Here is a 26,133-nt window from a genome sequence, read left to right on the forward strand (position 1 = left end):
CCCACGCAGGGAAGCAGAGAGGCCCCCGCGCATGAGGCCCCGGCGCATGAGGCGCAGCGTGAAGGCGCGGCTGATCCTGCCGCTGATGCTGCTGCTGAACGCCTGCGTGCCCGCCTCGCATTCCGAGGTGGCAACCCGTGCGGTCATCGCCGACAGCACCCTGCCCCCGATGAAGCAGTTCACCCAAGCCCGCCCCGCTCAGCCGCATGTGTCGAATGCCGCGCTGGCGGAGGATTTCCTCGACCTGTCCTTCCGGATGGAAAGTGGCCGCGCCCTGCCCGTTCTGACCCGTTTCGAGGGGCCGATCACCCTGCGCGTTCTGGGCCAACCGCCTGCCACACTGGGGCCGGACCTTGCGCGTCTGCTGGCCCGTCTGCGCCGCGAGGCCGGGATCGAACTGCGTGAGGTCACGGGCGGAGAGGCCAGCATCACCATTCAAGCGGTGCAGCGCGCCCAAATCCGGCGGCTCTTGCCGCAGGCGGCCTGTTTCGTGGTGCCAAACGTCAGCACGCTTGAGGAATACCGCCGCGCACGCCGCTCGCCCGCCACCGATTGGACCCGCCTGACCGAGCGGCGCAAGCTAGCGATCTTCCTGCCCAATGATGTGAGCCCGCAAGAAAGCCGCGACTGCCTGCATGAGGAACTGGCCCAAGCGCTTGGGCCCCTGAACGACCTCTACCGCCTGCCGGATTCGGTCTTTAACGACGACAATGTGCATACGGTGCTGACCGGTTTCGACATGCTGGTACTGCGCATCTATTATGACCCCGCGCTGCGCTCGGGCATGAGCCGCGAAGAGGTCGCCGCCCGTCTGCCGGGCATTCTGGCGCGGGTGAACCCCGCAGGCGGCACCGTCGCCCCCCGCCCCGCCCGCGCCACGCCGCAGGTCTGGAGCCGTGCGATCCAGACCGCGCTTGGCCGCGACGTGGGCCGCAACGCCCGGTTGAAGGCCGCCCGTGACGCGCTGCGCATTGCCGAGACGCAGGGCTGGCAGGACAACCGCCACGCCTTTTCGCATTACGCCATGGGCCGCGTCACGCAAATGACCGACCCGGCCGCGGCACAAGCGCATTATCATACCGCTGACGCCCTCTATGCCCGCACCCCCGGCACCACGCTGCACCGCGCCTATGTTGCCACCCAGCGGGCGGGCTATGCGGTGACCATCGGCGACGGCGCGGGCGCGCTGGCCCTGATCGAGCCGCATCTGCCCGTGGCAAAAGCCAGCGAAAACGCCGCCCTTCTGGCCACGCTCATGCTGCTTAGGGCCGAAGCGCTTGAGATCGAAGGCCGCGGCATTGAGGCGCGCCGCGTCAGGCTGGACAGCATCGGCTGGGCGCGATACGGCTTTGGCCCTGACTGGGCCGTGCGGGCCAAGCTGCGCGAGATCGCAAGCCTGAACCCGCGCAATGGATAGGCCCGCGAAACAAACGGGCAATAGGTTATGATAGCACTCGGATTGGCATTGATCGGCGCGATTATCGGCGGGCTGACCGCGCGCAAACGCGGCGGCAACCGCAAGGACATCGCGCAATATGCCGCGGGCTATGGCATGGCCTTTCTCATCGTCGGCATGATCGCCACGGTTCTGCTGGACCGCGCATTGAGCGTCTGATGTTTCTGCCCTTCTTCGATCAGCTGCGCCGCCACAATGTCCCGGTCTCCTTGCGGGAGTTTCTGGCCTTTCTCGAAGGTATGAACGCGGGGCTTGCGACCTATGACGTGGAGGCGTTTTACTATCTCGCCCGCGTGTCGATGGTCAAAGATGAGCGCAACATCGACAAGTTCGACCGCGCCTTCGCCGCCGCCTTCAAAGGGTTGGAGAAGATCAGCCTCGACGATGTGCTCGACGCCGTGGACCTGCCCGAAGACTGGCTGCGCAAGATGGCCGAAAAGCACCTCACGCCCGAGGAAAAGGCCGAGATCGAAGCCATGGGCGGTTTCGACAAGCTGATGGAGACGCTGAAAAAGCGGCTTGAGGAACAGAAAGGCCGGCATCAGGGCGGCTCCAAATGGGTCGGCACGGCGGGCACATCGCCCTTCGGCGCCTATGGCTACAACCCCGAAGGCGTGCGCATTGGCCAAAAGGAAAGCCGCCACCAACGCGCGGTCAAGGTCTGGGACAAGCGCGAGTTTCGCAACCTCGACGACAATGTCGAGATCGGCACACGCAACATCAAACTGGCGCTGAAACGCCTGCGCCGTTGGGCGCGCGATGGCGCGGCGGAAGAGTTTGACCTGAACGGCACGATCCGCGCCACGGCGGAACACGGCTATCTCGACGTCAAGACCCGGCCCGAGCGGCGCAATGCGGTGAAAGTGCTGCTGTTTCTCGACATCGGAGGCTCGATGGACCCGCATGTAAAGGTGGTCGAAGAACTCTTCAGCGCCGCGAAGGGCGAGTTCAAACATCTCGAACATTTCTACTTCCACAACTGCCTCTACGAAGGCGTGTGGCGCGACAACCGCCGCCGCTGGGACGCGCAGATCCCCACCCATGAGGTGCTGCGCAGCTATGGGTCTGACTACAAATGCATTTTCGTGGGCGATGCCTCTATGTCACCCTATGAGATCGCCTATCCGGGCGGCGCGAATGAACATTGGAACGCCGAGGCCGGAGCCACATGGCTGGCGCGTGCGCGCGACCAATGGCCAAACCACCTGTGGATCAACCCCGTCCCCGAACGGCAGTGGGGCTACACCCAATCCATCGCGATGATCCAAGAGATTTTCGGCCCCGAGGCCATGGTGCCCATGACGCTCGAAGGGTTGAGCCGGGGCATCAAGACCATGACGCGCTAACCCCTTCCTTGACAGCCTGCCGCGCCGCGCCACCTCAGGGGACGAAGGCAAGCAATGTGGAAGGAAATAGAATGTCCCCGATCATCAAATCCGGCAGCGCGAAATGGGAAGGCTCGCTTAAAGAGGGCAATGGCCATGTCTCGACCGAAAGCGGCGTGCTGTCCGACCAGCCCTATGGCTTCAACACCCGTTTCGAGGGCAAGCAAGGCACCAACCCCGAAGAGTTGATCGGTGCGGCCCATGCCTCTTGCTTTTCCATGGCCCTGTCGATGATCCTTGGCCAAAGCGACCTGACGCCTGACAGCATCGAGACCAAGGCCGAGGTGCATCTCGAAGAGAAAGACGGCGGCTTTCATGTGCCGAAAGTGCATCTGACGGTCGAGGCCAGCATCCCCGGCGCGTCGCAGGAAGATTTCGATGAGGCGGCCAAAACCGCCAAGGAGAACTGCCCGATCTCCAAACTGCTGACGGCTGAGATCACGATGGACGCGAAACTCGTCTGATCGCCAAGAATACGACCGGGGCGCAGGCCATGGCCGCTTGCCCCCGGTCCCCCCGCTCCCCATATTGGGCGCATGATCCGCGTTATCCCCATCCTCCTCGCCATCCTCTATGCGCTGGCGATGTACCGTTTTTCGGCTTGGCGCACGGCGCGGGAGTTGGATGCGAAATCGACGCCGCTGGTCGATCCGAAGTTGAACGAGATCAGCAACCGCATGGCCCGCGCGCTCGACCTGCCGCGCATCAAGGTGCATCTCTATGAGATCGAACCCGTCAACGGGCTAGCGGCCCCCGATGGGCGGATTTTCATTACCCGCGGCTTCTATAACAAATTCCGCCAAGGTGCTGTAACGGCTGAAGAATTGGCAAGCGTCATCGCCCATGAATTGGGCCATGTCGCGCTTGGCCATTCGCGTCGCCGGATGATTGATTTCTCGGGCCAGAACGCCCTGCGCACTGCCCTTGCGATGGTGCTGGGGCGGCTCATTCCCGGCATCGGCGTCTGGATCGCCAGCGGGCTGACCAGCCTGCTTGCCGCGCGGCTGTCGCGTAACGATGAATATGAGGCCGACGCCTATGCCGCCGCGCTGCTCACCAAAGCCGGGATCGGCATTGGCCCGCAAATCTCCCTGTTTGAAAAGCTCGACGCGCTCAGCCAATCCGGCGGCAACCGTCCGCCTGCGTGGTTGCTGAGCCATCCAAAGACGGAAGAGCGGATCGACAAGCTGCGCCAGATGCAGTTGCGGTGGGACGGCTGATCTAGCCCAAAGCCTTTGCCAGCCGGGGCAGCCGCGCCTTTTTCAACAGCGCGCGCATTTCCCATGGCGCCCCCGAAAGCCGCCGCGCCTCTTGCAGAACGGCTTCGGCCACGGGGGCGACCATCTCCGGCGTCGCCTGCCAGATGCCGTGTAGGTAGCTGTCGGGATCGGCCCGGCTCAGCCCCTCTTCGGCGAGGATTTGGCGCGGGAAGTCCTTGGCGTTCAGCGTCAGGATCATATCGGCGCTGCTGGCCACGGCGACGGCCAACACATGGATGTCATTCTCATCCGGCAGCCAAAGCCGCGCTTGCAGACCGGGGGAAGCCTCGCGTTCGGCCCCGGGCCAGTTGCCGCGCAGCAGCGCGATCTCGGCCCGTGCCTGCGCTTCGCCCTCGGGGCCAAGCTTGACCGCCGCTCGGGCCCATTCCTCTAAGATACGCGCCGACCAAATCGGCTCGAACGCGCCCCCTGCGGCCACGCCGAGCACCATTTCGCGCATCACCGTGGGGTAAAGCACGCAGGTGTCGATCAGCACGCGGGGGCGCGCTTTCATCACAGGCGGAAGAACAGCGATTTGAGGTAGCCGCTTTCCGCAAGCTGGGGCAGTTGCGGGTGGTCCGCCCCGGCGAAACCGGTGTGCAGCAGCATGGCGCGGCGTCCGGCCCGACCGATGCCGCGGACGGAGGCGGTGCGGAATTGGTTCAGATCAGCGGCATGGGAGCAAGAGCAGAGCCCCAGAATGCCATTCTCTGCCACCAGCTGCGCAGAGAGCCGCGCGACGCGTTCATAGGCACGAAGCCCTGCGTCGACCGCTTGGCGCGAGGGGGCAAAGGCGGGCGGGTCGCAGATCACCACGTCGAAAGTCTCGCCCTCGTCCCGCAGGGCGGTGAGCACATCGAAAGCATCGCCTTGGCGGGTGGCGAAACGGTCTTGCATGTTCATCGCGGCGGCCCCGGCCTCGGCCAGTTCCAGCGCGGGGGCGGAACCGTCGACGGCGAACGCAGAGGACGCGCCATTCGCAAGTGCTGCGAGGGAGAAGCCGCCAACGTGGGAGAAGACATCCAACACCCGCGCGCCATTCCGCGCGAGGTTGGCGGCAAAGGCGTGGTTGGGTCGTTGGTCATAGAACAGACCGGTTTTCTGCCCGCCGGTAAGGTCGGCCATATAAGTCGCGCCATTCATCGGCACGGGCAGCGGGCCTTCGGGCGTATCGCCCGCAAGCGTGGCCGAGGCATCGTCGAGCCCTTCAAGCTTGCGGGTCCGGCCAGAGGCGTTTTTCAGCACATTGGTCACACCGGTCACCGATTGCAGCGCGGCGACGAGCGGCTCAAGCAGCGCATCGGCCCAAGCGGCGTTGGGCTGGATCACGCAGGTATCGCCAAAACGGTCGATAATGACACCCGGCAGGCCGTCGGCTTCGGCGTGGATCAGGCGGTAATAGGGCTGATCGTAGAGTTGGCTGCGCAGGGCTAGTGCACGATTGAGGCGGGCCTCGAACCATGCTTGATCAACCTGCACCTCGGCATCTTGGTCGATCATCCGGGCGATGATCTTGGAATTCGGATTGACCGCGACCAGCCCCATGGGCTTGCGCTCGGCATCCTCCAACAGCGCCAGCGTGCCGGGGGCAAGGCCCCGCGTGCGGCGGTCGGTGACCAATTCATTGGCATAGACCCAAGGAAAGCCGTGGCGGATGGCGCGGGCGTTGGCCTTGGGCAATAGGCGCACCACGGGACGTGTGGCAGGCTGCGGGGCGGAGGGGGTTTGGGGCGTTGTCATAGCGCCCCTCGTACTGCGTTCGCGCGGCTGGGGAAAGAGGTTTCGCAAGCCCCGATCGGCGGTCAGTTGCGCGCCCTGCCCCGCCAGCCGCCCCGACGGCGCGGGGTGGTCAGCGTCGTCTGCCCCTCGCGCAGCACTTGGGTCATCGGGTGATCTGCGGCGGCGCGGTGCCGTTCCAGCAATCGGCTGATGGCGGCGGCGCTGTCGTGTCCGTCGGGCAGGCTCAGGGCCCAATCAAGGAAGATGCTGCGGCATTCGGCGGGGCCGATCCCCTCCATCCGGTAGGATTCGCGGATCAGGCCCTTTGGGTCATCGGGATCGCTCATGCTTCCTCCTGCCCCGCCGCTGGCAGCGCTGCGTCGATGATCTCGGCAGCCGTCGCGTAATCCTCCTGCATCTTGCGCTCCAACGCCGAGAGGTCGTCACATTCCAGCACCCGGCAGAGGAAACTCGCCCCCGCCTGCCCCATGGCCCCAGCGTCGATAGGATTGGCCGAGAGCAGCCGCGCGGCGCAGTTCAGGGTCCAAGCGTCGGTATAGGCCGAAGAAAGCGCGACCTCTCCTTCGGCATCGATCACGCCTTCACTTTGCGCAGCTGCAAGCCCCGCGTCGATCTCACGCGCGCCGGTGCCCCCGATGAGCGCGCCGGCTTGTGCGAAGAGTTCGATGTCTTGCAAACGGCCCGCGCCGGTCTTGGCGTCGAGCGGCCCGCTGGGGCTTCGGGCGGCGGCAATGCGGCGGCGCATCTTGGCGACCTCGCTCAGCACCTTGTCGCGCGGGGCGGCACGGCCAAGGATATCTTTGCAGAGCGCTTCGACATCACGGCCCAGATCCTCGGCCCCCGCGATCACCCGCGCGCGGGTGAGGGCCAGATGCTCCCACACCCACGCCTGCTCTTTCTGATAGCTTTCAAAACTGGCGAGACTGGTCGCCACCGGTCCCTGATTTCCCGAAGGGCGCAGGCGCATGTCGATGTCATAAAGCTTGCCTTGGGCCATCGGCGCGGTCATCGCGGTGATCATCGCTTGGGTCAGCCGCGCGTAATAGCTGCGTGTGGCAAGCGGTTTGGGGCCATCGGAACTGTCCACCCCATCGGCATCATAGATCACCAGCATATCAAGGTCAGAGGTCGGCGTGAGCCGCCCGGCCCCGAGCGATCCCATGCCGAGGATCACCGCCCCGCGTCCCGGGGGCGGGCCATGGCGTGTTGCGAATTGATCGACGACCACAGGCCAAAGCGCTTGCAAGACGGCCTGAGCCAGTTCGGCATATTGCCGTCCGGCTGTGGCCGCGTCGATCAACCCGCGTAGCAGATGCACGCCGATCCGAAAATGCCATTCGCGCGCCCAACGGCGGGTGCCATCAAGGCGCAACTCATAATCCGCCTCCGCCGCGAGATGTTCCTGCAACATCTCCGTCAGCTTGGCCTGCCCCGGCCAGTCCGAGAAGAAATCCCCGCCGATCACCGCATCGAAGACGCCGGAGTTGCGCGACAGATGCGTGGCCAGTGCGGGCGAGGTGGCGACGATATCCACCAAGAGATCGCCCAGTTGCGGATTGGCCCGCAAAAGCGAGAAGAGCTGCACCCCGGCAGGCAATCCCGCGAGAAAACCGTCAAAGGCCAAAAGCCCCTCATCCGGCTTGGCCGATTGCGCCAGACGGTCCAGCAGAAGCGGTTTGAGCCGCCCGAAGATATCCGCACCCCGCTCCGAGCGCAGCGCGGGGTAGCTGGGCCAACGGTCCAGCACCGAAGTGTCGAATTGATGCGCAGGGCGCGCGGCTTCCGGCTCTTCCCTCGTGGCGGCGAAAAAGCTTTCGATCAGGTCGTGCACAGCTTGAAGTCGCGCATGAAGATCAGCCTGCAAGTCTTTGACATCCATATCCATCATGGCGGCCAGCCGGTCGAAATCGGCATCATTGCGCGGCAGCGTGTGGGTCTGGGCGTCTTGCACCATCTGCAACCGGTGTTCGACCGTGCGGTGCGCGCGGTAGTGATCGCCAAGCGTCGCGGCCACCTCCTCGGGCACCCAGCCCTTGTCGGCCAGCACGCGCAATCCCGCCAGCGTGCCACGGGGCCGCAGCTCCGCATCGCGGCCCCCGGCGATGAGCTGCCGGGTCTGGGTGAAAAACTCGATCTCGCGGATGCCGCCCCGGCCCAGTTTCATGTCATGGCCCGGCAGGGTGATTGGGCCGCCCAAGCCCTTGTGCTCACGGATCGCCAGCCGCATGTCATGCGCGTCTTGGATCGCGGCGAAATCCAAGTGGCGGCGCCAGACGAAAGGGCGCAGGGATTGCAAAAACGCCTCGCCTGCCGCGATGTCGCCCACTGCGGGGCGGGCCTTGATATAGGCCGCGCGCTCCCATGTGCGGCCAAGGCTTTCGTAGTAGCGCTCCGCCGCCTCCATCGCGATGCAGACGGGGGTGACCGCCGGGTCGGGGCGCAGACGCAGGTCCGTGCGGAAGACATAGCCTTGGGCGGTGTTCTCGCTCAGCGTGGCAGACATGGCGCGCGTGGCTTTGACGAAGACGCTGCGGGCGGCGTGGAAATCATCAGGCGCAAAACGGCTTTCGTCGAAAAGGCAGATGAGGTCGATGTCGGAGGAATAGTTCAGCTCCCCCGCGCCCATCTTGCCCATGGCAAAGACGACCATGCCGGCGCAATCGGAAAAATCGTCCATCGTCATGCCCGGCAGCTTGCCGCGTTTGATCTGTGCCGCGAGCCCCACGCGCAGGGCCGCGCCGCAGGCGGCATCGGCATATTCCGTCAGCGCCCCGGTCACCTCTTCCAGCGACCATGCCCCACCCAGATCGGCCAGCGCGGTCAGCAGCGCCATACGCCGCTTGCCCTGCCGCAGCCCATCGGCAAGCCGGTCGGGGGCCAGTTCCGCCGCTGCCGCGCAATTCTCGGCCAGAGCGGCTTCGGGGTTTGCCACCGCCGCGCTCAGCCAGCCCGCCTCTTTCTCCAGAAGCGCCATCAGATAGGGCGCGGTAGAGGCCGCAGCCGAGATCATTTCGCGCAACTCTGGCGCAAGATCGGGCATTAGCGCCGCCGCATCCTGCGCGCGTTCGCGGTGATAGACACGGGGGGAACGGGTGATCCGGGCGGCGAGAGATGGGTCTGTCATGGGGCCAGCTTTGCGGGCTGATCCAAGCGGCGTCAATGGGGGTTGCGGCAGGGCACTGGCTTGCTACGACTTTGGCGCGCGCCCTGAGGGGGCGCGATGCGAAAAGGGGCAGGAAATGAGCAAGAGTTTGAAACGGGTCCGCGCCACGCTGGAGGCCGCGAGGGTGACGCCGGAAATCCGCGAGACGGCTTTGGCGCGGACGGCGGTGGATGCGGCCACGGCGCTTGATTGCGCGGTTGACCAGATCGCGAAATCAATCGTTCTGCGCGGCGAAGACAGCGGGGCGGCGCTGCTCTTCATCACCGCGGGCGCACAGCAGGTCGATCTGGAGCGTGCCGCGGCATTGGCCGGGGAGCCTTTGGGCAAGGCCGATGCCGCGCTGATCCGGGCGCAGACCGGCTTTGCCATCGGCGGCGTCGCGCCTTTGGGGCATATCACGCCGCCGCGCGCTTGGTTTGACCGCAATCTGCTGCAATTCCCGCTGGTCTGGGCCGCTGCGGGCACGCCCCATCACGTTTTCTGTCTTGAACCCCAGAAGATGGCGCAGCTTTCCGGTGCGCAAGTCGCTGATTTCACTGTCGCTTCCTAAATAATGTAAAAAACATTCACATAGCCCCTTGCGAAACGGGTTCGGCGTTCCGATCTATTCAATGTGAAAGACATTCACATTATCCGAAACGCCCGGGCCGGCGACAGGCCCGTCACGACCGAAAGGCTCAACAATGACGACAGTGACCACCGACCCGACCTATTCCCCCCGCAGCAGCTGGCTGGCCCGGACCGAAGCCTGGATGGACGCGCGTGGCAAAGGCGCATGGATCGCCGCCATGGTGCTCGGCTTCATCTTCTTCTGGCCCCTCGGCCTCGCCCTTCTTGCCTATATGACTTGGAGCAAACGCATGTTCTCTTCGAAATCCTGCAGCCGCAAATCCAGCCGCGCGATGATGTCGCGCAGCACCGGCAACCGCGCCTTCGACGCCTATAAGGCCGACACCCTGCGCCGTTTGGAGGAAGAGCAGGACAACTTCGAAGCCTTCCTTGAGCGTCTGCGCGAAGCCAAGGACAAGGCCGAGTTCGACCAGTTCATGGACGAGCGTGCCAAGCGGGACGAAACGGCTACAAACGCCTGATCGCACCCCGACCCCCGCCTCCCGGCATCCGGCCCGGGGGGCCTTTCGCAGGACAAGACATGACCCAGACCCCAGACCCCGACCTACACCCGCAATTCTATGACGGCATCGCTGGCAAGCGGCTGCTGGCTTGGGTCATCGATGTGACCCTTGTCCTGCTCTTTTGCGTGCTGATCCTGCCCTTCACGGCCTTTACGGGGCTGTTCTTTTTCCCCTTTCTGACGCTGGTGGTGGGCTTTGCCTACCGGGTGGCCACGCTGAGCGGCGGCTCGGCCACATGGGGGATGCGCCTGATGGCGATGGAGCTGCGCGACCACCGCGACCGACCCTTCGATTTCATGACCGCGCTTTTGCATACCATCGGCTATTCGCTGTCGATGACGGTCACGATCATTCAGGTCGTCTCGGCCGTGTTGATCTGCACCACCGCCCGCCGTCAGAGCCTCACGGACATGGCGCTTGGCACCGTGCCGGTGAACCGGCGGCTCAGCCGCTAGGGCATCACGCAAATTTGCCCTTGGCGGCGCGGGGGGTGGTTGATAGCATCCCCCGATAAATGCTGGAAGCCCATGCGACATACACTGCCTTTGACACCGCAATTCTATGTCACAGCGCCGCAACCCTGCCCCTATCTGGAGGGCCGGATGGAGCGCAAGCTGTTCACCGCCCTTCAGGGCGATAATGCCGCACGCCTGAATGACAGCCTGTCGAGCCAAGGCTTCCGCCGCTCGCAAAACGTCCTGTACCGCCCGTCCTGCGCCGATTGCGCCGCTTGTCTTTCCGCGCGGATTGACGTGGCCGCCTTTCGCCCCAGCAAAAGTCAGCGCCGCATCCTGAAGCGCAACGCAGGGCTTGAGCGCCGCGCGACATCGCCTTGGGCCACGGAAGAGCAATATGACCTTTTCCGCAGCTACCTCGACAGTCGCCATGCGGATGGGGGCATGGCGGATATGGATGTGTTCGAATTCGCTGCCATGATTGAGGAAACGCCGATCCGCAGCCGGGTGATCGAGTATACCGACCCCGAGGCCGACAATGCCCTCGTCGGTGTCTGCCTGACCGATGTGCTGAGCGACGGGGTGAGCATGGTCTATTCCTTCTACACCCCCGACCGGCCCCGCAACGGACTGGGCAATTACATTATCCTCGACCATATCGAAATCGCCCGCGCGGCGGGGCTGCCTTATGTCTATCTTGGCTATTGGGTGCCCGGCAGCCAGAAGATGGGATATAAGGCCAAATTCTCAGGGCTTGAGGTCTATATGGGGGGCCAGTGGCAAAAGATGCGTGATCCTGAGGGTTTCGTGCCCGACCGGCATCCGCTCAGCAACGATCCCATCGCCGAACAGGTGGCCAATATCACCCTGCCGGATGTCAGCCCGCGCTGAGGAAGCCTATTGATTTTGGCACTATTACCGGGCGGCCCCTTGGGCTGCCCGTTTTGTTTTGTGTGATACCGCGCCGGAAATGCAGGAAAGTACGCTATGCCGATCAAATCTTTCCGAAAATAACGCATATAAGGCGTGCTGCGAAATAAACCTACAAATAATCCCGCCGGACGCACAAGATTTTCGCCATTTCGCTGTTGACGCCCCTCTTTCCCCCTCCTAATCTCACGCCACGCTTAGAGGACCCTTAAGATGACCGACCTAGTCATTATTGTAAGACACACGCGCATGGGCCGGTAACGGTAGACCATAATCCTTCCCATGCGCCCCCGTCAGACCGGGGGTTTTTTTATGCCAATCGCAATAACCTGCCTTACGGAGCACCCAAGATGAAACGCCAGATGACCGGAGCGAAAATGATCGTCCAAGCCCTGATTGACCAGGGTGTGGACACCGTCTTTGGATATCCCGGTGGCGCGGTGCTACCGATCTATGACGAGGTCTTTCAGCAGAATTCGATCAAACACGTTCTGGTGCGCCATGAGCAAGGGGCGGTGCACGCCGCCGAAGGCTATGCCCGCTCCACCGGGAAGCCGGGTGTTGTGCTGGTCACCTCCGGCCCCGGTGCCACGAATGCGGTCACGGGCCTCACGGATGCGCTGCTCGATTCCATTCCGCTTGTGGTGCTGACCGGTCAGGTGCCTACTTTCATGATCGGCTCGGACGCCTTTCAAGAGGCCGACACCGTGGGCATCACCCGCCCCTGCACCAAGCACAACTGGCTGGTGAAAGAGACCGACACCCTTGGCGCCACTCTGCACGAGGCCTTCCATGTCGCCACACATGGCCGCCCTGGCCCGGTGCTGATCGACATCCCCAAGGACGTGCAATTCGCCACTGGCCACTACGAGTCCCCCAAACCCTCGACCTCGCGCTATCAGCCGCAGGTTAAGGGCGACATGGCCGAGATCACCGAACTGGTCGCGGCTATGGAGACGGCGAAGCGGCCGATCTTCTACACCGGTGGCGGGGTCATCAACTCCGGCCCGGCGGCGAGCCAGTTGCTGCGCGAATTGGTTGATGCCACCGGCTTTCCCATCACCTCGACCCTGATGGGCCTCGGCGCCTACCCGGCGTCGGGTGAGAAATGGCTTGGGATGCTCGGGATGCACGGGCTTTACGAGGCCAATATGGCGATGCATGACTGCGATCTGATGATCAACATCGGCGCGCGGTTCGACGACCGGATCACCGGTGTCATCGACAGTTTCAGCCCGAAATCCACCAAGGCGCATATCGACATCGACCCCTCGTCGATCAACAAGGTGATCCGCATCGACATTCCGATCGTCGGCGATGTGGCCCATGTGCTCGAAGATCTGCTGAAGGTCTGGAAATCGCGCGGCCGCAAAACCAATAGCGAGGCGGTGGCGAAATGGTGGCAACAGATCGAAGAATGGCGCAGCATCGATTGCCTCAAGTTCAACCAATCCGGCAAGGTGATCAAACCTCAGCACGCGCTGGCGCGGCTTGAAGCGCTGACCAAAGATCACGACCGTTATATCACCACCGAAGTGGGCCAACACCAGATGTGGGCCGCGCAATACCTCGGCTTTGAGGAGCCGAACCACTGGATGACCTCGGGCGGCCTTGGCACCATGGGCTACGGTTTCCCCGCCTCCATCGGCGTGCAGATGGCCCACCCCGAGGCACTGGTGATCAATGTGGCGGGTGAAGCTTCGTGGCTGATGAACATGCAGGAAATGGGCACGGCGATGCAATTTGGCCTGCCGGTGAAACAGTTCATCCTCAACAACGAGCGGCTCGGCATGGTGCGCCAGTGGCAGGAACTGCTGCATGGTGAGCGCTATTCGCAAAGCTGGTCCGAAGCCCTGCCCGATTTCGTCAAACTGGCCGAAGCCTTTGGCGCCAAGGGGATCATCTGCTCGGACCCCGATGACCTTGATGATGCGATCATGGAGATGATCAACCACGACGGGCCGGTGATCTTTGACTGTCTGGTCGAGAAGCATGAAAACTGCTTCCCCATGATCCCAAGCGGTAAGGCGCATAACGAAATGCTGTTGCCGGGCGATCATGAGACCCAAGGCGTGATCGACGCAAAAGGCTCGGTGCTGGTGTAACCCGTTTTCTTTAAAAGAAAACGTCCCGGTAATTTTTCAAATTTCCGACGAAGATGAAGAAGGACGAAGACATGGCTGCCCTAAAAATCAAAAAAGGTGCGACCTCGCATTCCGCCTATAACCTACGGCCCAACTTCTCGGATGTGGTTGAAAAACACACGCTGGCCGTGCTGGTCGAGAACGAGCCCGGCGCGCTGGCGCGGGTGATCGGCCTGTTCTCGGGCCGGGGGTATAACATCGACAGTCTGACCGTGGCCGAGGTGGACCACACCGGGCATCTGTCGCGCATCACCATCGTCACCAGCGGCACGCCGCAGGTGATCGAGCAGATCAAGGCGCAGGTCGGTCGCATCGTGCCGGTGCATGAGGTGCATGACCTCACCGTCGAAGGGCCGAGCGTGGAGCGGGAACTGGCGATTTTCAAAGTCGTCGGCAAGGGCGAACATCGGGTCGAAGCGCTGCGGCTGGCGGATATCTTCCGCGCCAATGTGGTCGACAGCACGCTCGAAAGCTTTGTGTTCGAGATCACTGGCGCGCCCGACAAGATCGACGCTTTCGCCGAGTTGATGCGCCCGTTGGGGTTGGCCGATGTCGCCCGCACGGGCGTGGCCGCGCTCGCCCGTGGTGTCTGACAAGCGGGGCGTTTAGGCTTTCAGTTGGGCCGCGCGGAATTGGCGCGGTCCGGGCTTGGCGGTAAAGGGGATGATCTGGGCGCCTCGCTGGCGCTTTCCCTCTGCCTCCGGCTCTGCCGCCACGGGGTTATCTTGCCGCAGCGCCTCGGGCAGATGCGAAGCCGCTTTCTCCTGCACCAGCCGGGGGTTGTCCGCGATACGCAGCTTGCGATGTACTGAGACGTCGAACTGCACCATATCGCCCGTGTCAAACCCCGCCCCCTGCCCGACACGGATCGCCGGCTCTTCGTAATAGGCAAGATCGCCTTGATCTTCGCACCAGAAAACCGCTTTTCCGGCGCTATTATCGCTCCACAGAACTACACCGATCATAGTTAACCCCGCTTTCGATGTTTGTTCTCCATTCTGCGACAATCGAAAGGGGTGCAACATAGATTAAAATGCAACGTCCGCTTGCATTTTGTGTCGGTTCCAGTAGGGTCAGCTACAAATCAGCGTCAGCTTTGACGCGCCTTCGCGTCAGTCTGTTAACCATCTGGCCATAACGGCTTTTATTCTAAGGCCGCGACGCAAATCAGAACGAGGCTGCATGTCCGCTCCCAACCGCTCCCCCTCTGAACTTCGTAGCATGTTCGGCGCCAATCTGCGCCAGTTGGCAGCGGATTACCCCTCGATCTCTGACCTTGCCCGGCAGCTTGGCATCAATCGCACGCAATTCAACCGCTACCTCTCGGGCGAAAGCTTCCCCCGGCCCGATGTACTGGCCCGGATCTGCCGCTTTTTCGAGATCGACGCGCGGGTGCTGCTGGAGCCGGTAACCGAGATTTCCCTGAACCAAGATCCGATCAACAACAGCTTCTTGCGCGACTTTCTGGGCACCGGGGTTCAGAACGTGCCCGAGGCGGATTTCCCAAGCGGTTTTTACCGTTTCGCGCGGCGGTCTTTTCTGGATCAGGACAGATTCGTGACCGGCGTGGTTTTTATCACGCGCCATGGCAGCAGCACCTTCCTGCGCGGCTATGAGAGTGCGCCATCGCTGCGCGCACAAGAGCTGCCGACCAACCCGATGGCGCGGGAATATCGCGGCATCGTCTCACGGCAGGAGAATGGGGTTTCCATCGTCGTTTCGCGGCGTCGCACGCTGACCGGGTCGTTCAACTACCTCAACCGCGTCGCCTCTTTCGAGAATAACTTTTGGGTGGGCTACGTCACCCGCACCGCCCCCGAAAGCGCCGCGGGCACGCGGGTGACCCGGCTGACCTATGAGTATATCGGCAGAGACCCCAAAACCGTTCTGCCCGCCGCGCGGCAGGCGGGGTTCACCGACATCGACGCGCTGATGCCCTACCACCGCCGCCTGCTTCAGCCCGACGCGCCCTTTAACTGAGCCCCGCTAGAGCTGGGGCGGCTGCGCCTGCGGATAGCCCGTCGCCTCATGCCAACCTTGGGCCAATTGGAGAAGACGCGCGTCGCTGCCGCGCCTGCCGATCAGTTGCAGCCCCAAGGGCAGACCGCGCGCATCAAAACCCGCGGGGATGTTGACCACCGGCAGGCCGATCAGGCTGGCCGGGACCACCACCTGCATCCAACGGTGATAGGTGTCCAACGGCTGGCCGTCGATCTCAGTCGGGTGCACCTGTTCGACTGCAAAGGGCCAGACCTGCGCCGAGGGCAGCACCAACACATCGACTTCCTCAAAGAGAGCATCCGCCGCGCGGAACCAATCAGATCGGATGCTACTGGCACGCTGGATGTCAGAGGCCGAGAACCCCTGCCCCCGCGCGACCTCCCATTGCGCGGCCGGTTTCAGCCCCTCGCGCCGAGCGGGGTCATCATAGAGCGCCCCGAGGGAGGCCGCCACGGCAAAGGACCGCAGGGTGATCCAGCTTTCCCACATGGTCTCCGCATCAAAGGGTGCCGCCAAGGGCGTGACCGTATGGCCAAGGTCGGCCAAGCGCTTCAGTGCAGCTTCGCTATGGTCGATGATCCCCGGCGCACAGGGGAAGGCACCGCACCAGTCGCCCAGCCAGCCGATCCGCTGGGGGGTCAGCGCCGCGTCGATCTGCGGTGCTGCATCGGGGGTGGTGCGGGTCAGCGGTTCGCGCGGGTCGTGGCCTGTCATCACGTCCAGCAGGGCGGCAAGGTCGCGCGGGCTGCGCGCCATCGGCCCCAAGGTCGAAAGCTGGTGCAGAAACAGATCGCCGTCATTGCCCGAAGGCACCGTGCCCCAGCTGGGCCGCATGCCGTAAACATTGTTCCACCCCGCCGGATTGCGCAGGGAGCCCATCATGTCGGAGCCATCGGCCACGGCCACCATCCGCGCCGCCAGCGCCGCCGCCGCCCCGCCAGAGGAGCCGCCAGCCGAGCGGCCAAGGTCATAGGGGTTGCAGGTCGCCCCATGCACCGGGTTGAAGGTATGGCTGCCAAGGCCGAATTCCGGGGTGTTGGTCTTGCCGATCACAATGGCCCCGGCGGCACGCAGACGGGCCACCGCCGGGTGATCCCGTTTGGCCGGTGCCGCCCCGAACAGCGGCGAGCCCTGCGAGGTGGGCAGTCCTTCCGCATCCGCCAAATCCTTGATCGCCATGGGAATGCCGTGCAGCCAGCCCTTGCGCGGGCCCGCGTCGGCGGCCTCAGCCTCGGCCAGCAAAGCGTCGCGATCGCGGAGGGAGACGACGGCATTCACCTTGCCGTTCACCGCCTCGATCCGGTCCAAGGTCGCCTGCATCAACTCGACCGCGGAAATCTTTCGCGCGGCCAGCGCCTCGGACAGTTCTGAGGCGTCCCAATTTAGCAATTCCATCATGTCCCCCTATTGGTCACTGTCATTCCAAGAAGGGGACGGCATGGGCTCAGTCGCCCTGCGCCTCGGCCCGGCTTTTGCCCGAGACCGCCAGCGCCAACGTCGCCCCCATCAACCCATCAAGATCGCCGTCGAGCACGCCTTTGGTGTCCGAGGTCTCGTAATTGGTGCGCAGGTCTTTGACCATCTGGTAGGGCTGCAGAACGTAGGAGCGGATCTGGTTGCCCCAGCCCGCGTCACCTGCGTTCTCATGCGCCTCGTTCACCAGTGCCGAGCGCTTGTCCAACTCCATTTGATAGAGCCGCGATTTCAGCGCTTTCATAGCGATGTCGCGGTTCTGGTGCTGAGACTTCTCCGAAGAGGTCACGACGATGCCCGTGGGGTGGTGGGTGATCCGCACCGCCGAGTCGGTGGTGTTTACGTGCTGACCGCCCGCGCCGGAGGACCGGTAGGTATCGATGCGGATATCGGAGGGGTTCACCTCGATCTCGATATTGTCGTCGACCACCGGGTAAACCTTCACGGAGGTGAAGGAGGTGTGCCGCTTGGCTGCCGAGTCGAAGGGCGAGATGCGCACCAGACGGTGCACGCCGCTTTCGGATTTCAGCCAGCCATAGGCGTTATGGCCTTCAATCTTATAGGTCGCGGATTTGATGCCCGCCTCGTCACCGGGGCTTTCGGCCTGAAGATCGACCTTATAGCCCTTCTTCTCGGCCCAGCGGACATACATCCGCGCCAGCATGCTGGCCCAATCGCAGCTTTCCGTGCCGCCCGCGCCTGCATTGATCTCAAGAAAAGTGTCATTGCTGTCGGCCTCACCGTTCAGCAGCGCTTCGAGTTCCTTCTGCGCGGCCTTTTCGGCCAGCGCCTTCAGCGCCGCCTCGGCGTCCGAGATGACCTCTTCGTCCTCTTCCATCTCGCCCAGTTCGATCAGTTCGAGATTGTCGGCCAACTCTTGTTTGATGCCCTCATAGGTGTCGATGGCATCGACCAGCGACTGACGCTCACGCATCAGCTTTTGCGCCGAATCGGGGTTGTCCCAAAGGTTCGGGTCTTCGACGCGGGCGTTGAATTCTTCCAGCCGGTAGGGCGCGGTCTCCACATCCAATCGCTGGGCCAGCAATTCCAGCGATTTGCTGATCTGGTCCGCGGTATTCTGTGCCTCTGCGCGCATGTGTGCCTGCCTTTGATAAGTAATGCGGCCCCGAAAACCGGAGCCGCACGAGAGATAGACCAGCCCGCCAGCGGCGGCAAGTGGGGGGCGGCAAAGCGCAGCTTTGCCCTGCCCCCTTTGGCCTGATTAGTAAAGACCGCCCGAGCTCAGCGTGCCAAAGCTCGCCTTGGGGCCGACGGTGGCTTTCTTGCCGGTCGATGTGGTGACCTCACGCGAGGAGGAGCCACCCAATTCTTCGACCAGCGGCAGGTCCGCCCCCATGGCAAAACCGCCATCGAAAGAGATGCCAAAGAGCGGCTCTTCGCCATCGCGGAAACATTCCGACACGACATTGGCGCCCGTGGCGCTGTCGCTTAGCCTCGCGCCGGTGAAACGGTCGATCTTGATAAAGCGGCACTGCTCGGGGACTGTGAAGTCACCGCCGCCGTATTTCTTGATCGCTTGGCTCATGAAGCGTTGGAACACGGGCGCGCAGAGCCGCCCGCCCCCCGCGCCCCGGCCCATCGGGCGCGGGGTGTCAAAACCGATGTAGCAGCCCGCCACGACGTTGGACGAAAAGCCTACGAACCACGCGTCTTTTTCATCGTTGGTGGTGCCTGTCTTGCCCGCGATGGGCACCGGCAGGTTCACCGCATTGCGCGCCGTGCCGCGCTCGACCACGCCGCGCATCATGGAGGTCAACTGATAGGCGGTCACCGGGTCCATCACCCGCTCGCGGTTGGAAATGATCCGCGGCGCCTCACCGGGGGCGAGGTTGATCTGCTCACAATCGTAGCATTTGCGCTCATCATGTTTGTAGACCGTGCGACCATAGCGGTCTTGCACCCGGTCGACCAAAGTGGGCTGCACCCGCTCACCGCCATTGGCGAACATCGCATAGGCCGAAACCATTTGGTACAGCGTGGTTTCCTGACTGCCGAGCGCGTTCGACAGCAAGGGCGCGAGGTCGTCGTAAACGCCGAAACGCTCCGCATAGCTGCCGACCACATCCATGCCGACTTCCTGAGCCAGACGGATGGTCATCAGGTTGCGCGACTGTTCGATCCCGGTGCGTAGGGGCGTCGGACCATAGAATTTATGCGAAGCGTTCTGCGGGCGCCAAACGCCCTGCGGCGTGTTGATCTCAATCGGAGCGTCGACCACGATGGTCGCGGGGCTATAGCCGCTGTCGAGCGCGGAGGCATAAACGAAGGGCTTGAAGCTCGACCCCGGCTGGCGCTTGGCCTGTGTGGCACGGTTGAACACGCTCGCCTGATAGGAAAAGCCGCCCTGCATCGCGATCACGCGGCCCGTGTGCACGTCCATCGCGACGAAACCGCCCTGCACCTCTGGCACCTGCCGCAAAGTCCAGCGGATGAAAGATCCGTCGCTGTCCGAGGTCATGCGCCGGACCAAGACGACCTCACCCACCTCAAGCAGGTCGCCCGCCACCTGAGCCTTGCGCCCGAGAGAACCGTCATCCAGCCGTTTGCGCGCCCATTGCACGTCTTTGGCCGGGATCCAGTGGCCGTCTTCGTCATCCTCGACGCCTTCGATCCCGATGCGGGCGTCATTGCTGCCGACCTCAAGCACCACCGCCGGATACCACTGGTTCTCCAGATCGATGTCACGCGGCACCCGCAGATCCGCTAGCGCTGCACGCCATTTCTCTTCGCTGTCCAGTTGATCGGCGGGGATCTCGAAGCGTGTCCCGCGCCAGATGCCCTGCCCGCGATCATATTGCTCTAGCTGACGGCGCAGGGCGTTGGCGGCGATGGGTTGCATCTCATTGTCGATGGTCGCGCGCACGGTCAGACCGCCGGTAAAGAACTCCCCCTCGCCGAAATCCTCGCTCAACTGGCGGCGAATTTCGTCGGTGAAGTAATCCCGCGGCGGCAGTTCGGCCTTGAAGCTCTCGAAATCACCGTTCTGGACCGAGCGCAGCGGCTGCGCCACTTCGGTTTCATAGACCGCTTCCGAGATATAGCCGTTCTCTTTCATCTCCCGCAGCACGAAGTTCCGCCGCGCCAGCAGCCGGTCCTTGCGGCGTACCGGGTGGTAATCTGAGGGCGCCTTGGGCAGCGAGGCGAGAAAGGCCGCCTCATGCGGGGCCAGTTCGCTCAGCGTTTTGTTGAAATAGGTCTGGCTGGCCGCGGCTACGCCATAGGAGTTCTGACCGAGGAAAATCTCGTTCAGATAGAGCTCAAGGATCTTCTCCTTGCTCAGGGTTTCTTCCAGACGCGAGGCAAGGATGATCTCCTTGATCTTGCGCTCGGCCCGCCGGTCACCCGACAAGAGGAAGTTCTTCATCACCTGCTGGGTGATCGTCGAAGCACCGCGCACGTCGCGCCCGCGCGATTTGACCGCATCCACCGCCGCCGCACCGATGCCGCGCAGGTCATAGCCCTCATGGGTGTAGAAGTTCTTGTCCTCTGCCGAGATGAAGGCCTGTTTCACCAGATCCGGAATGGTATTGGCCGGGGCGAAAAGACGACGCTCCTTGGCGAATTCGTCGATCAAACGGCCTTGGCCCGAGTAAATACGGCTGATCGTCGGCGGCGTGTATTGCGCCAGCGACTCGTGGCTGGGCAAATCTCGGCCATACATCCAGAACACCGCCCCGATGGTCAAAGCCACCATGCCGACGCTCAGGGTCAGGGTGGTAAAGATCCCCCCGAAAAAGGACAGAACAAATCGAAACACGCGCGCGGACCACCATTGGCTAGGGACAGTTCCGAGCCTATACAGGATGCGCTGGCGCGGGTCAAAACACATGGCCGCCAGCGGGGGCGAATCTTCGCCCATCGCGAAAGCAGCCAGATCTTTTCATTTTACTTTCGGATCAATGGTTTGAGCGCAGCATCCTGATCACGCCACGTCACGATCGCATCCGCCATCGCGCTCACCATCGACGCGCGCCACACCGGATCGCGCAGATTGGTCAGATCGCGCTTGGAACTCAGGAACCCCACTTCGACCAAAACCGAAGGAATATCGGCAGACTTCAAGACCGAGAAACCCGCCCGCCGCAGAGGCCGGCTGTTCAACGGCCCGCCCGCCGCGCGCATGCCATCGACCAAAATCTCGGCCAGCGCATCTGAGCGCGGCTCGGTCTCTTGCCGGGCAAGATCCAGCAGGATGCCCGCCACCTGATCATCCGAGCCGGTCAAATCCGCCCCCGCGATGATGTCCGACCGGTCATGCCGCGCCGCCAGATGTTCGGTCGCCACATCGCTGGCATCATCGGAAAGGGTATAGACCGTCGCCCCGCTCGCCCCGCCCTGCGACAGGCTGTCGGCATGGAGCGAGATGAAAAGGTCCGCTTCGGCCTGATGGGCGATGGCGACCCGGTGCTCCAAGGCGACGAAAATATCCTCGTTGCGGGTCAGCAAGACATCCACGCCCTTGCGCCGCAGCGCATCGCGCAGGTCGCGGGCGAAGTTGAGCATCAGGTCTTTCTCGTCCAACCCCTCGCGCTGCGCACCGGGGTCGATGCCGCCGTGACCAGGGTCCAGAACGACGGTGAAACTGTCCTTGTCAGCCACCGCAGGCTTTGGCGGCGCGGTGAGCGCGGTGGTCCAATCAGGGTCCACCGGCGCGCCCGCGGCCTTGGCAAAGATCGCAGGCTCGACCGTCTCCAAGGTAATCTCAAGCCGCGCCTTGCCGCTGCTTGCGTCCACCGGCATGCCAATCTCAGCGGGAACCATCGGCTCGGCCAAATCGGCCACCAGACGCGACCAACCGGGCTGAAACGCACCAAACCGCAGTGCCGAGATACGGCCCGGTTCTTCCAATAGATCTCCCCGGGCGACATTCGACCAATCCGCCTCGCGGAAATCGACGATCAGGCGGGCGGGATCATCCAGCAGAAAAACCCGGAAAGGCACGCCCTGGCTCAGCGTCACGGTCAAATCGGTCTTGCCGAACCAGCGATCACTCACTGTGCTCTCAACCGGATCGACCCGCGCCAGCGCCGTCAACTCCTGCGCCGCGACGGTGACCGGCCCCGCGCAGGCCAACAAGACTGCCAGTCCCCTAAAGATTGCCCGCATGATCGATCACCCTGCCCGTTTTCGCCCTTCTATCACCTGCCGCGCGGCCAAACCAGCATTCAGCGCGCCGCCATGAAGGCTTTGAGCCGGGCGATGCCCTCCTCCATATCCGCCGTGCTGCGCGCATAGGAAAAGCGCAGCGTCTTATGCCCCCGCGCCGGGTCGAAATCGAGTCCGGGGGTCACGGCGACCCCAGCCTTCTCCAGAATTTCCGCCGCAAAGGCGCGGCTGTCATCGGTAAAGCGCGAAACATCGGCATAGACGTAAAACGCCCCATCGGGCGGGGCGATGTCGGTAAACCCCGCCTCTTGCAAACCGGTGATCATGAGGTCGCGGTTGCGCCGATAAACCGCGAGATTGGCCTGCAATTCGTCGTCACAGTCCATCGCTGCTAGCGCCGCAATCTGGCTGGCATGGGGTGCGCAGATGAACATGTTCTGTGCGATCCGCTCGACCACGCGCACCTGATCCTCGGGCACCACCATCCAACCCACGCGCCAGCCAGTCATCGAGAAATACTTCGAGAAGGAGTTGATCACATAGCAGTCATCGGTAACCTCCAGCGCGGTCACGGCCTTCTTATCATATTCGATGCCATGGTAAATCTCATCCGAGATGAAGGACATGTCATTGGCCGCACAAGCCTCCGTCAGCGCCGTCAAGGCGGGTCGGTCGAGCATCGTGCCCGAAGGATTGGCAGGGGAGGCCACGAGCAAACCGCGCAGGTCTTGCCCCGCGAAATCCGCCGCGACCGGCTGATATCTGTTCTCGGGCGCGGCGGGCAGATCGACGGGCTGCATCCCCAAGGCGCGCAGGATCTGACGGTAGCTGGGATAGCCCGGCGCGCCGATGCCCACCCGATCCCCTGAATCGAAGAGCGCAGTGAAGGCGAGCAAAAACCCGCCGGAGGACCCGGGGGTGATCACCATCCGCGCCGGATCGAGATCGACGTTATACCATTCGCCATACATCTGCGCGATCCGCGCCCGCAAAGCAGGGAGGCCAAGCGCCACAGTATAGCCCAGGGCCCCCTCACCCATCGCCTTGGCCAGCGCGGCCGCCGCCCCTTTCGGCGCGCCCGTGCCGGGCTGGCCAACCTCCATATGAATGATGTGACGGCCCGCCTCTTCGGCGGCGCTGGCGGCCTGCATCACGTCCATCACGATAAAGGGATCAACGGCGGACCTGGTTGAATTGCGCATGGGCTTGCTCCTACTGTCGGCATGTGCTTTCACCGCGCCTGATGCCGGGCGTCAACCCTTGGCCCCTATTTCGCAGCTTTACCGAAAGGACCGCCCATGTTCGCCCGCCTCCTCGCCCCTGCCCTTGCCGGCGCAGTCACCCTTGCCGCCCCCGCCGGGGCGATGGACCTGACCGAGCTTACGGACGCCGAACGCGCGCAGTTCCGGGCCGAGGTCCGCGCCTATCTGATGGAAAACCCCGAAGTGATCCTGCAAGCGGTGGAGCAGATGCAAAACCGTCAGGCCCAAGCGCAGATGCAGGCGGATTTCGATCTGGTCTCGGCCAATGCCGATGAGATTTTCGACGATGGCTACTCTTGGGTCGGCGGCAACCCGGAGGGGGACATCACGCTGGTCGAATTCCTCGACTACCGCTGCGGCTACTGCAAACGCGCCCATGGCGAAGTGGCCAAACTGCTGGAAACAGACGGCAACATCAAACTGATCGTCAAAGAGTTCCCGATCCTTGGGGAGCAATCGCTGCTGGCGTCGCGCTTTGCCGTGGCAACCAAACAGGTCGCGGGCGATGACGCTTACAAACAACTGAACGATGCGCTTATGGCCTTCAACGGAGCGGTCACCCTCCCCGCCCTCCGCCGCTTGGGCGAAAGCTTCGATCTGGATGTCGCAGCAATCGAAGCCGAGATGGACAGCGACGCGGTCACGCAAGAGATCGCCCAAACCCGCGCGCTGGCCCAAAAGTTGCAGATCACCGGCACACCCACCTTCGTCATGCAAGACGAAATGCTGCGCGGCTACCTGCCCTATGATCAAATGATGGCACTGGTGGAAGAAAAGCGCGGCTAAAGATGCGCGCCCCGGCAGTCTTGGCCGCGCTCGCGCTGGCCCAGCCCGCCGGGGCCGATGAACCGACCGCGCGTGATGCGTTTGAAACCGAACTCCGCGCCGCGATCCTTGCCAATGGCGATGTCATCGCCAAAGCGCTGGCGGGCCAAACGCAAATGCAGCAGCATATCCAAAACGACCTGTCCCTGCTCGAACAGCTCGCTCCCGACCTTCTGGCAGGCCACCCCATCGCGCTTTTCCTCGCAGACGACTGCGAGACCTGCGCCACCGCCGTCCACGAATTGACCGCGGTCACAAAGCGTTACGGCATCACCTTCATCCAACACGATCTCAGCCACCCCCAGCCCGCCCGCTGGGCCGCCACCCTAGGGCTCACCGACGCCCCCTTCTACGTGCTGCCCGAAATGATCCTCAACGGCCACATGCCGCCCATAGTCCTCGAAAAACACCTCACCCCAAACAAGCTGAAGACCACTCCCCAACCCACTGATTAATAACCCATTCCAACAACAGACAAAGCGCGCCAACCTCCCGGCTCACGCGCTCCCCCTCATCTTCATCCTTTTAAAAATACCTCTGCGCAGCCCCTCAACCAACACAGCGCCAGCGGCCCAGCCCCCAACCTACTCAGCAGCCTTCACCGCCTCAGCCTCAATCTGCGCCGCACGTTCCTCGACCTGCTCGACGATATGGTCAATCATACCTTCATTGCCGAGCTTATGGCTCTGTTTGCCCGCCAGATAGACCATGCCAGACCCGGCTCCGCCACCGGTAAAGCCCACGTCGGTCATCAGCGCCTCGCCGGGGCCGTTCACCACGCAGCCGATGATCGACAGGCTCATCGGCGTCTTGATATGCTCCAGCCGTTTCTCCAAGGTCTCAACGGTTTTGATCACATCAAACCCCTGCCGCGCGCAGGAGGGGCAGGAGATGATGTTCACCCCTCGGTGCCGCAGCCCGAGGGATTTGAGAATTTCATAGCCAACCTTCACCTCTTCCACCGGATCGGCGGAGAGGGAGACGCGGATGGTATCACCGATACCGCTCCACAAAAGGTTGCCCAGACCGATGGCCGATTTGATCGTGCCCGACATAAGCCCGCCCGCCTCGGTGATGCCGAGGTGGATGGGCGCGTCGGTGGCATCGGCAAGCTGTTGGTAGGCCGCCGCGGCCATGAAAACGTCCGAGGCTTTGCAGGAAATCTTGAACTCGTGGAAATCGTTGTCTTGCAGGATCTTGATGTGATCCAGACCGCTTTCGACCATCGCATCGGGGCATGGTTCGCCGTATTTCTCCAACAAATGCCGCTCCAGCGAGCCCGCGTTCACGCCGATGCGGATTGAGCAATTGTGGTCCCGCGCGGCTTTGATGACCTCACGCACCCGCTTTTCATCGCCGATGTTGCCCGGGTTGATGCGCAGACAGGCGGCACCGGCCTCGGCGGCTTCAATCCCGCGCTTGTAGTGAAAGTGGATGTCCGCAACGATGGGGACCGACACTTCGGGCACAATCTCGCGCAGGGCTTTGGAAGACGCCTCATCCGGGACCGAGACCCGCACGATATCGGCACCTGCGTCGGCGGCGGCTTGGACCTGTGCGATGGTGGCGGCGACATCGGTGGTCAGCGTGTTCGTCATGGTCTGCACGGTGATCGGCGCATCACCGCCCACCGGCACATTGCCCACCATGATCTGCCGGGACTTGCGACGCGGAATATCGCGCCAAGGGCGAATGGAATGAAGCGACATGAAGACACCTTTCGCGGGATCAGGGGCTTTGGCCCCCTACCTATTCAGCCGGGGCCTCATGTGCAATGGGC

At 63.1% G+C, this 26,133-nt stretch carries 25 protein-coding genes; 14 read left to right on the plus strand and 11 right to left on the minus strand.

The genetic code is table 11. The annotated features are described in order from the left end of the window. Positions 1-46 precede the first annotated feature (46 nt). The 5 genes from HKX24_RS11505 to HKX24_RS11525 all read left to right on the plus strand — a co-directional run bounded on the left by HKX24_RS11505 (position 47) and on the right by HKX24_RS11525 (position 4,061). Positions 47-1,417 carry a DUF2927 domain-containing protein gene (locus tag HKX24_RS11505; RefSeq protein WP_271693511.1) on the plus strand — a complete coding sequence of 457 codons (1,371 nt, stop codon included), beginning with the start codon at positions 47-49 and terminating at the stop codon, positions 1,415-1,417. Between the two features lie 27 nt (positions 1,418-1,444). Further along, a complete protein-coding gene (locus tag HKX24_RS11510; protein WP_067262001.1) occupies positions 1,445-1,615 on the plus strand; it encodes an apolipoprotein acyltransferase in 171 nt (56 codons plus the stop codon). Then, positions 1,615-2,802, plus strand: a complete 1,188-nt coding sequence (locus HKX24_RS11515; protein ID WP_271693510.1) for a VWA domain-containing protein — start codon at positions 1,615-1,617, stop codon at positions 2,800-2,802. The genes HKX24_RS11510 and HKX24_RS11515 overlap by 1 nt, the downstream gene beginning before the upstream one ends. 71 nt (positions 2,803-2,873) lie before the next feature. Continuing rightward, complete coding sequence (locus HKX24_RS11520; protein ID WP_271687561.1) at positions 2,874-3,305, plus strand: OsmC family protein; 432 nt, start codon at positions 2,874-2,876, stop codon at positions 3,303-3,305. A 72-nt stretch (positions 3,306-3,377) separates the two neighbouring features. Continuing rightward, a complete protein-coding gene (locus tag HKX24_RS11525; protein WP_271693509.1) occupies positions 3,378-4,061 on the plus strand; it encodes a M48 family metalloprotease in 684 nt (227 codons plus the stop codon). 1 nt (position 4,062) lies between these two features. Here the strand turns inward: HKX24_RS11525 and HKX24_RS11530 are convergent, their stop codons facing one another. The 4 genes from HKX24_RS11530 to HKX24_RS11545 form a co-directional block, all read right to left on the minus strand. Continuing rightward, the gene (locus tag HKX24_RS11530; protein ID WP_271693508.1) at positions 4,063-4,614 is read right to left on the minus strand and encodes a PIN domain-containing protein; all 552 of its coding nucleotides are present in this window, start codon (positions 4,612-4,614) and stop codon (positions 4,063-4,065) included. Beyond that, positions 4,614-5,840, minus strand: a complete 1,227-nt coding sequence (locus tag HKX24_RS11535) for a class I SAM-dependent rRNA methyltransferase (protein WP_271693507.1) — start codon at positions 5,838-5,840, stop codon at positions 4,614-4,616. The genes HKX24_RS11530 and HKX24_RS11535 overlap by 1 nt, the downstream gene beginning before the upstream one ends. A 62-nt stretch (positions 5,841-5,902) precedes the next feature. After that, the gene (locus HKX24_RS11540; RefSeq protein ID WP_271693506.1) at positions 5,903-6,166 is read right to left on the minus strand and encodes a hypothetical protein; all 264 of its coding nucleotides are present in this window, start codon (positions 6,164-6,166) and stop codon (positions 5,903-5,905) included. Beyond that, on the minus strand, positions 6,163-8,964 hold the full coding sequence (locus HKX24_RS11545) for a glutamine-synthetase adenylyltransferase (RefSeq protein WP_271693505.1): 2,802 nt from the start codon (positions 8,962-8,964) through the stop codon (positions 6,163-6,165). The genes HKX24_RS11540 and HKX24_RS11545 overlap by 4 nt, the downstream gene beginning before the upstream one ends. A gap of 115 nt (positions 8,965-9,079) precedes the next feature. On the opposite strand from HKX24_RS11545, the gene HKX24_RS11550 reads away from it, so the two are divergent. From HKX24_RS11550 to ilvN, 6 genes are all read left to right on the plus strand, one after another. Then, positions 9,080-9,553 carry a YbaK/EbsC family protein gene (locus HKX24_RS11550; protein ID WP_271693504.1) on the plus strand — a complete coding sequence of 158 codons (474 nt, stop codon included), beginning with the start codon at positions 9,080-9,082 and terminating at the stop codon, positions 9,551-9,553. Between the two features lie 133 nt (positions 9,554-9,686). Next, positions 9,687-10,094 (plus strand): DUF2852 domain-containing protein, encoded by a 408-nt coding sequence (locus tag HKX24_RS11555; RefSeq protein WP_271693503.1) that lies wholly within the window; start codon positions 9,687-9,689, stop codon positions 10,092-10,094. A 59-nt stretch (positions 10,095-10,153) separates the two neighbouring features. Next, positions 10,154-10,591, plus strand: a complete 438-nt coding sequence (locus HKX24_RS11560; RefSeq protein ID WP_271693502.1) for an RDD family protein — start codon at positions 10,154-10,156, stop codon at positions 10,589-10,591. Between the two features lie 72 nt (positions 10,592-10,663). After that, positions 10,664-11,482 (plus strand): arginyltransferase, encoded by an 819-nt coding sequence (locus tag HKX24_RS11565; protein ID WP_271693501.1) that lies wholly within the window; start codon positions 10,664-10,666, stop codon positions 11,480-11,482. 389 nt (positions 11,483-11,871) lie between these two features. Further along, positions 11,872-13,626: an acetolactate synthase 3 large subunit gene (locus HKX24_RS11570; RefSeq protein WP_271693500.1), complete on the plus strand. Its 1,755-nt coding sequence runs from the start codon at positions 11,872-11,874 to the stop codon at positions 13,624-13,626. Between the two features lie 71 nt (positions 13,627-13,697). Next, positions 13,698-14,258: an acetolactate synthase small subunit gene (gene ilvN, locus HKX24_RS11575; RefSeq protein ID WP_067268661.1), complete on the plus strand. Its 561-nt coding sequence runs from the start codon at positions 13,698-13,700 to the stop codon at positions 14,256-14,258. Positions 14,259-14,270: 12 nt separating this feature from the next. On the opposite strand, the gene HKX24_RS11580 is transcribed toward ilvN, so the two are convergent. Beyond that, a complete protein-coding gene (locus tag HKX24_RS11580) occupies positions 14,271-14,630 on the minus strand; it encodes a hypothetical protein (RefSeq protein ID WP_271693499.1) in 360 nt (119 codons plus the stop codon). 217 nt (positions 14,631-14,847) lie between these two features. Here HKX24_RS11580 and HKX24_RS11585 point away from each other — a divergent pair, with 217 nt between their 5' ends. After that, positions 14,848-15,645, plus strand: coding sequence for a helix-turn-helix transcriptional regulator (locus HKX24_RS11585; protein ID WP_271693498.1), 798 nt, complete (start codon positions 14,848-14,850; stop codon positions 15,643-15,645). Between the two features lie 6 nt (positions 15,646-15,651). Here HKX24_RS11585 and HKX24_RS11590 read toward each other — a convergent pair whose 3' ends face one another. The 5 genes from HKX24_RS11590 to HKX24_RS11610 all read right to left on the minus strand — a co-directional run bounded on the left by HKX24_RS11590 (position 15,652) and on the right by HKX24_RS11610 (position 23,468). Beyond that, positions 15,652-17,061 (minus strand): amidase, encoded by a 1,410-nt coding sequence (locus tag HKX24_RS11590; protein ID WP_271693497.1) that lies wholly within the window; start codon positions 17,059-17,061, stop codon positions 15,652-15,654. Between the two features lie 49 nt (positions 17,062-17,110). After that, the gene (gene prfB / locus HKX24_RS11595; protein ID WP_271693496.1) at positions 17,111-18,235 is read right to left on the minus strand and encodes a peptide chain release factor 2; all 1,125 of its coding nucleotides are present in this window, start codon (positions 18,233-18,235) and stop codon (positions 17,111-17,113) included. 126 nt (positions 18,236-18,361) lie between these two features. Then, positions 18,362-20,917 (minus strand): penicillin-binding protein 1A, encoded by a 2,556-nt coding sequence (locus HKX24_RS11600; protein ID WP_271693495.1) that lies wholly within the window; start codon positions 20,915-20,917, stop codon positions 18,362-18,364. A gap of 128 nt (positions 20,918-21,045) precedes the next feature. After that, a complete protein-coding gene (locus tag HKX24_RS11605; RefSeq protein ID WP_271693494.1) occupies positions 21,046-22,266 on the minus strand; it encodes an N-acetylmuramoyl-L-alanine amidase in 1,221 nt (406 codons plus the stop codon). Between the two features lie 59 nt (positions 22,267-22,325). Further along, entirely contained in the window at positions 22,326-23,468 is a 1,143-nt protein-coding gene (locus tag HKX24_RS11610; protein ID WP_271693493.1) for an aminotransferase class I/II-fold pyridoxal phosphate-dependent enzyme, read from the minus strand. Between the two features lie 96 nt (positions 23,469-23,564). Here HKX24_RS11610 and HKX24_RS11615 point away from each other — a divergent pair, with 96 nt between their 5' ends. Both HKX24_RS11615 and HKX24_RS11620 read left to right on the plus strand, forming a co-directional pair. Further along, positions 23,565-24,314, plus strand: a complete 750-nt coding sequence (locus HKX24_RS11615) for a DsbA family protein (RefSeq protein ID WP_271693492.1) — start codon at positions 23,565-23,567, stop codon at positions 24,312-24,314. A 2-nt stretch (positions 24,315-24,316) separates the two neighbouring features. Next, complete coding sequence (locus HKX24_RS11620) at positions 24,317-24,808, plus strand: disulfide bond formation protein DsbA (protein ID WP_271693491.1); 492 nt, start codon at positions 24,317-24,319, stop codon at positions 24,806-24,808. A 129-nt stretch (positions 24,809-24,937) separates the two neighbouring features. Here the strand turns inward: HKX24_RS11620 and ispG are convergent, their stop codons facing one another. Further along, positions 24,938-26,062, minus strand: coding sequence for a flavodoxin-dependent (E)-4-hydroxy-3-methylbut-2-enyl-diphosphate synthase (gene ispG, locus HKX24_RS11625; protein WP_271693490.1), 1,125 nt, complete (start codon positions 26,060-26,062; stop codon positions 24,938-24,940). Positions 26,063-26,133 lie beyond the last annotated feature (71 nt).

Source organism: Sulfitobacter sp. M85 (assembly GCF_029285915.1).
Taxonomy (GTDB): domain Bacteria; phylum Pseudomonadota; class Alphaproteobacteria; order Rhodobacterales; family Rhodobacteraceae; genus Sulfitobacter; species Sulfitobacter faviae.

What these genes read in the sequence shown, in the direction of transcription:
- HKX24_RS11615 (WP_271693492.1), top strand. Translation starts at nt 23,565, where the DNA reads ATGTTCGCCCGCCTCCTCGCCCCTGCCCTTGCCGGCGCAGTCACCCTT.
- HKX24_RS11560 (WP_271693502.1), top strand. Translation starts at nt 10,154, where the DNA reads ATGACCCAGACCCCAGACCCCGACCTACACCCGCAATTCTATGACGGC.
- HKX24_RS11610 (WP_271693493.1), bottom strand. Translation starts at nt 23,468, where the DNA reads ATGCGCAATTCAACCAGGTCCGCCGTTGATCCCTTTATCGTGATGGAC.
- HKX24_RS11565 (WP_271693501.1), top strand. Translation starts at nt 10,664, where the DNA reads ATGCGACATACACTGCCTTTGACACCGCAATTCTATGTCACAGCGCCG.
- ilvN (WP_067268661.1), top strand. Translation starts at nt 13,698, where the DNA reads ATGGCTGCCCTAAAAATCAAAAAAGGTGCGACCTCGCATTCCGCCTAT.
- HKX24_RS11545 (WP_271693505.1), bottom strand. Translation starts at nt 8,964, where the DNA reads ATGACAGACCCATCTCTCGCCGCCCGGATCACCCGTTCCCCCCGTGTC.
- HKX24_RS11585 (WP_271693498.1), top strand. Translation starts at nt 14,848, where the DNA reads ATGTCCGCTCCCAACCGCTCCCCCTCTGAACTTCGTAGCATGTTCGGC.
- HKX24_RS11535 (WP_271693507.1), bottom strand. Translation starts at nt 5,840, where the DNA reads ATGACAACGCCCCAAACCCCCTCCGCCCCGCAGCCTGCCACACGTCCC.
- HKX24_RS11550 (WP_271693504.1), top strand. Translation starts at nt 9,080, where the DNA reads ATGAGCAAGAGTTTGAAACGGGTCCGCGCCACGCTGGAGGCCGCGAGG.
- HKX24_RS11505 (WP_271693511.1), top strand. Translation starts at nt 47, where the DNA reads ATGAGGCGCAGCGTGAAGGCGCGGCTGATCCTGCCGCTGATGCTGCTG.
- HKX24_RS11555 (WP_271693503.1), top strand. Translation starts at nt 9,687, where the DNA reads ATGACGACAGTGACCACCGACCCGACCTATTCCCCCCGCAGCAGCTGG.
- ispG (WP_271693490.1), bottom strand. Translation starts at nt 26,062, where the DNA reads ATGTCGCTTCATTCCATTCGCCCTTGGCGCGATATTCCGCGTCGCAAG.
- HKX24_RS11605 (WP_271693494.1), bottom strand. Translation starts at nt 22,266, where the DNA reads ATGCGGGCAATCTTTAGGGGACTGGCAGTCTTGTTGGCCTGCGCGGGG.
- HKX24_RS11525 (WP_271693509.1), top strand. Translation starts at nt 3,378, where the DNA reads ATGATCCGCGTTATCCCCATCCTCCTCGCCATCCTCTATGCGCTGGCG.
- HKX24_RS11580 (WP_271693499.1), bottom strand. Translation starts at nt 14,630, where the DNA reads ATGATCGGTGTAGTTCTGTGGAGCGATAATAGCGCCGGAAAAGCGGTT.
- HKX24_RS11590 (WP_271693497.1), bottom strand. Translation starts at nt 17,061, where the DNA reads ATGGAATTGCTAAATTGGGACGCCTCAGAACTGTCCGAGGCGCTGGCC.
- HKX24_RS11620 (WP_271693491.1), top strand. Translation starts at nt 24,317, where the DNA reads ATGCGCGCCCCGGCAGTCTTGGCCGCGCTCGCGCTGGCCCAGCCCGCC.
- HKX24_RS11510 (WP_067262001.1), top strand. Translation starts at nt 1,445, where the DNA reads ATGATAGCACTCGGATTGGCATTGATCGGCGCGATTATCGGCGGGCTG.
- HKX24_RS11515 (WP_271693510.1), top strand. Translation starts at nt 1,615, where the DNA reads ATGTTTCTGCCCTTCTTCGATCAGCTGCGCCGCCACAATGTCCCGGTC.
- HKX24_RS11540 (WP_271693506.1), bottom strand. Translation starts at nt 6,166, where the DNA reads ATGAGCGATCCCGATGACCCAAAGGGCCTGATCCGCGAATCCTACCGG.
- HKX24_RS11530 (WP_271693508.1), bottom strand. Translation starts at nt 4,614, where the DNA reads ATGAAAGCGCGCCCCCGCGTGCTGATCGACACCTGCGTGCTTTACCCC.
- HKX24_RS11520 (WP_271687561.1), top strand. Translation starts at nt 2,874, where the DNA reads ATGTCCCCGATCATCAAATCCGGCAGCGCGAAATGGGAAGGCTCGCTT.
- HKX24_RS11570 (WP_271693500.1), top strand. Translation starts at nt 11,872, where the DNA reads ATGAAACGCCAGATGACCGGAGCGAAAATGATCGTCCAAGCCCTGATT.
- prfB (WP_271693496.1), bottom strand. Translation starts at nt 18,235, where the DNA reads ATGCGCGCAGAGGCACAGAATACCGCGGACCAGATCAGCAAATCGCTG.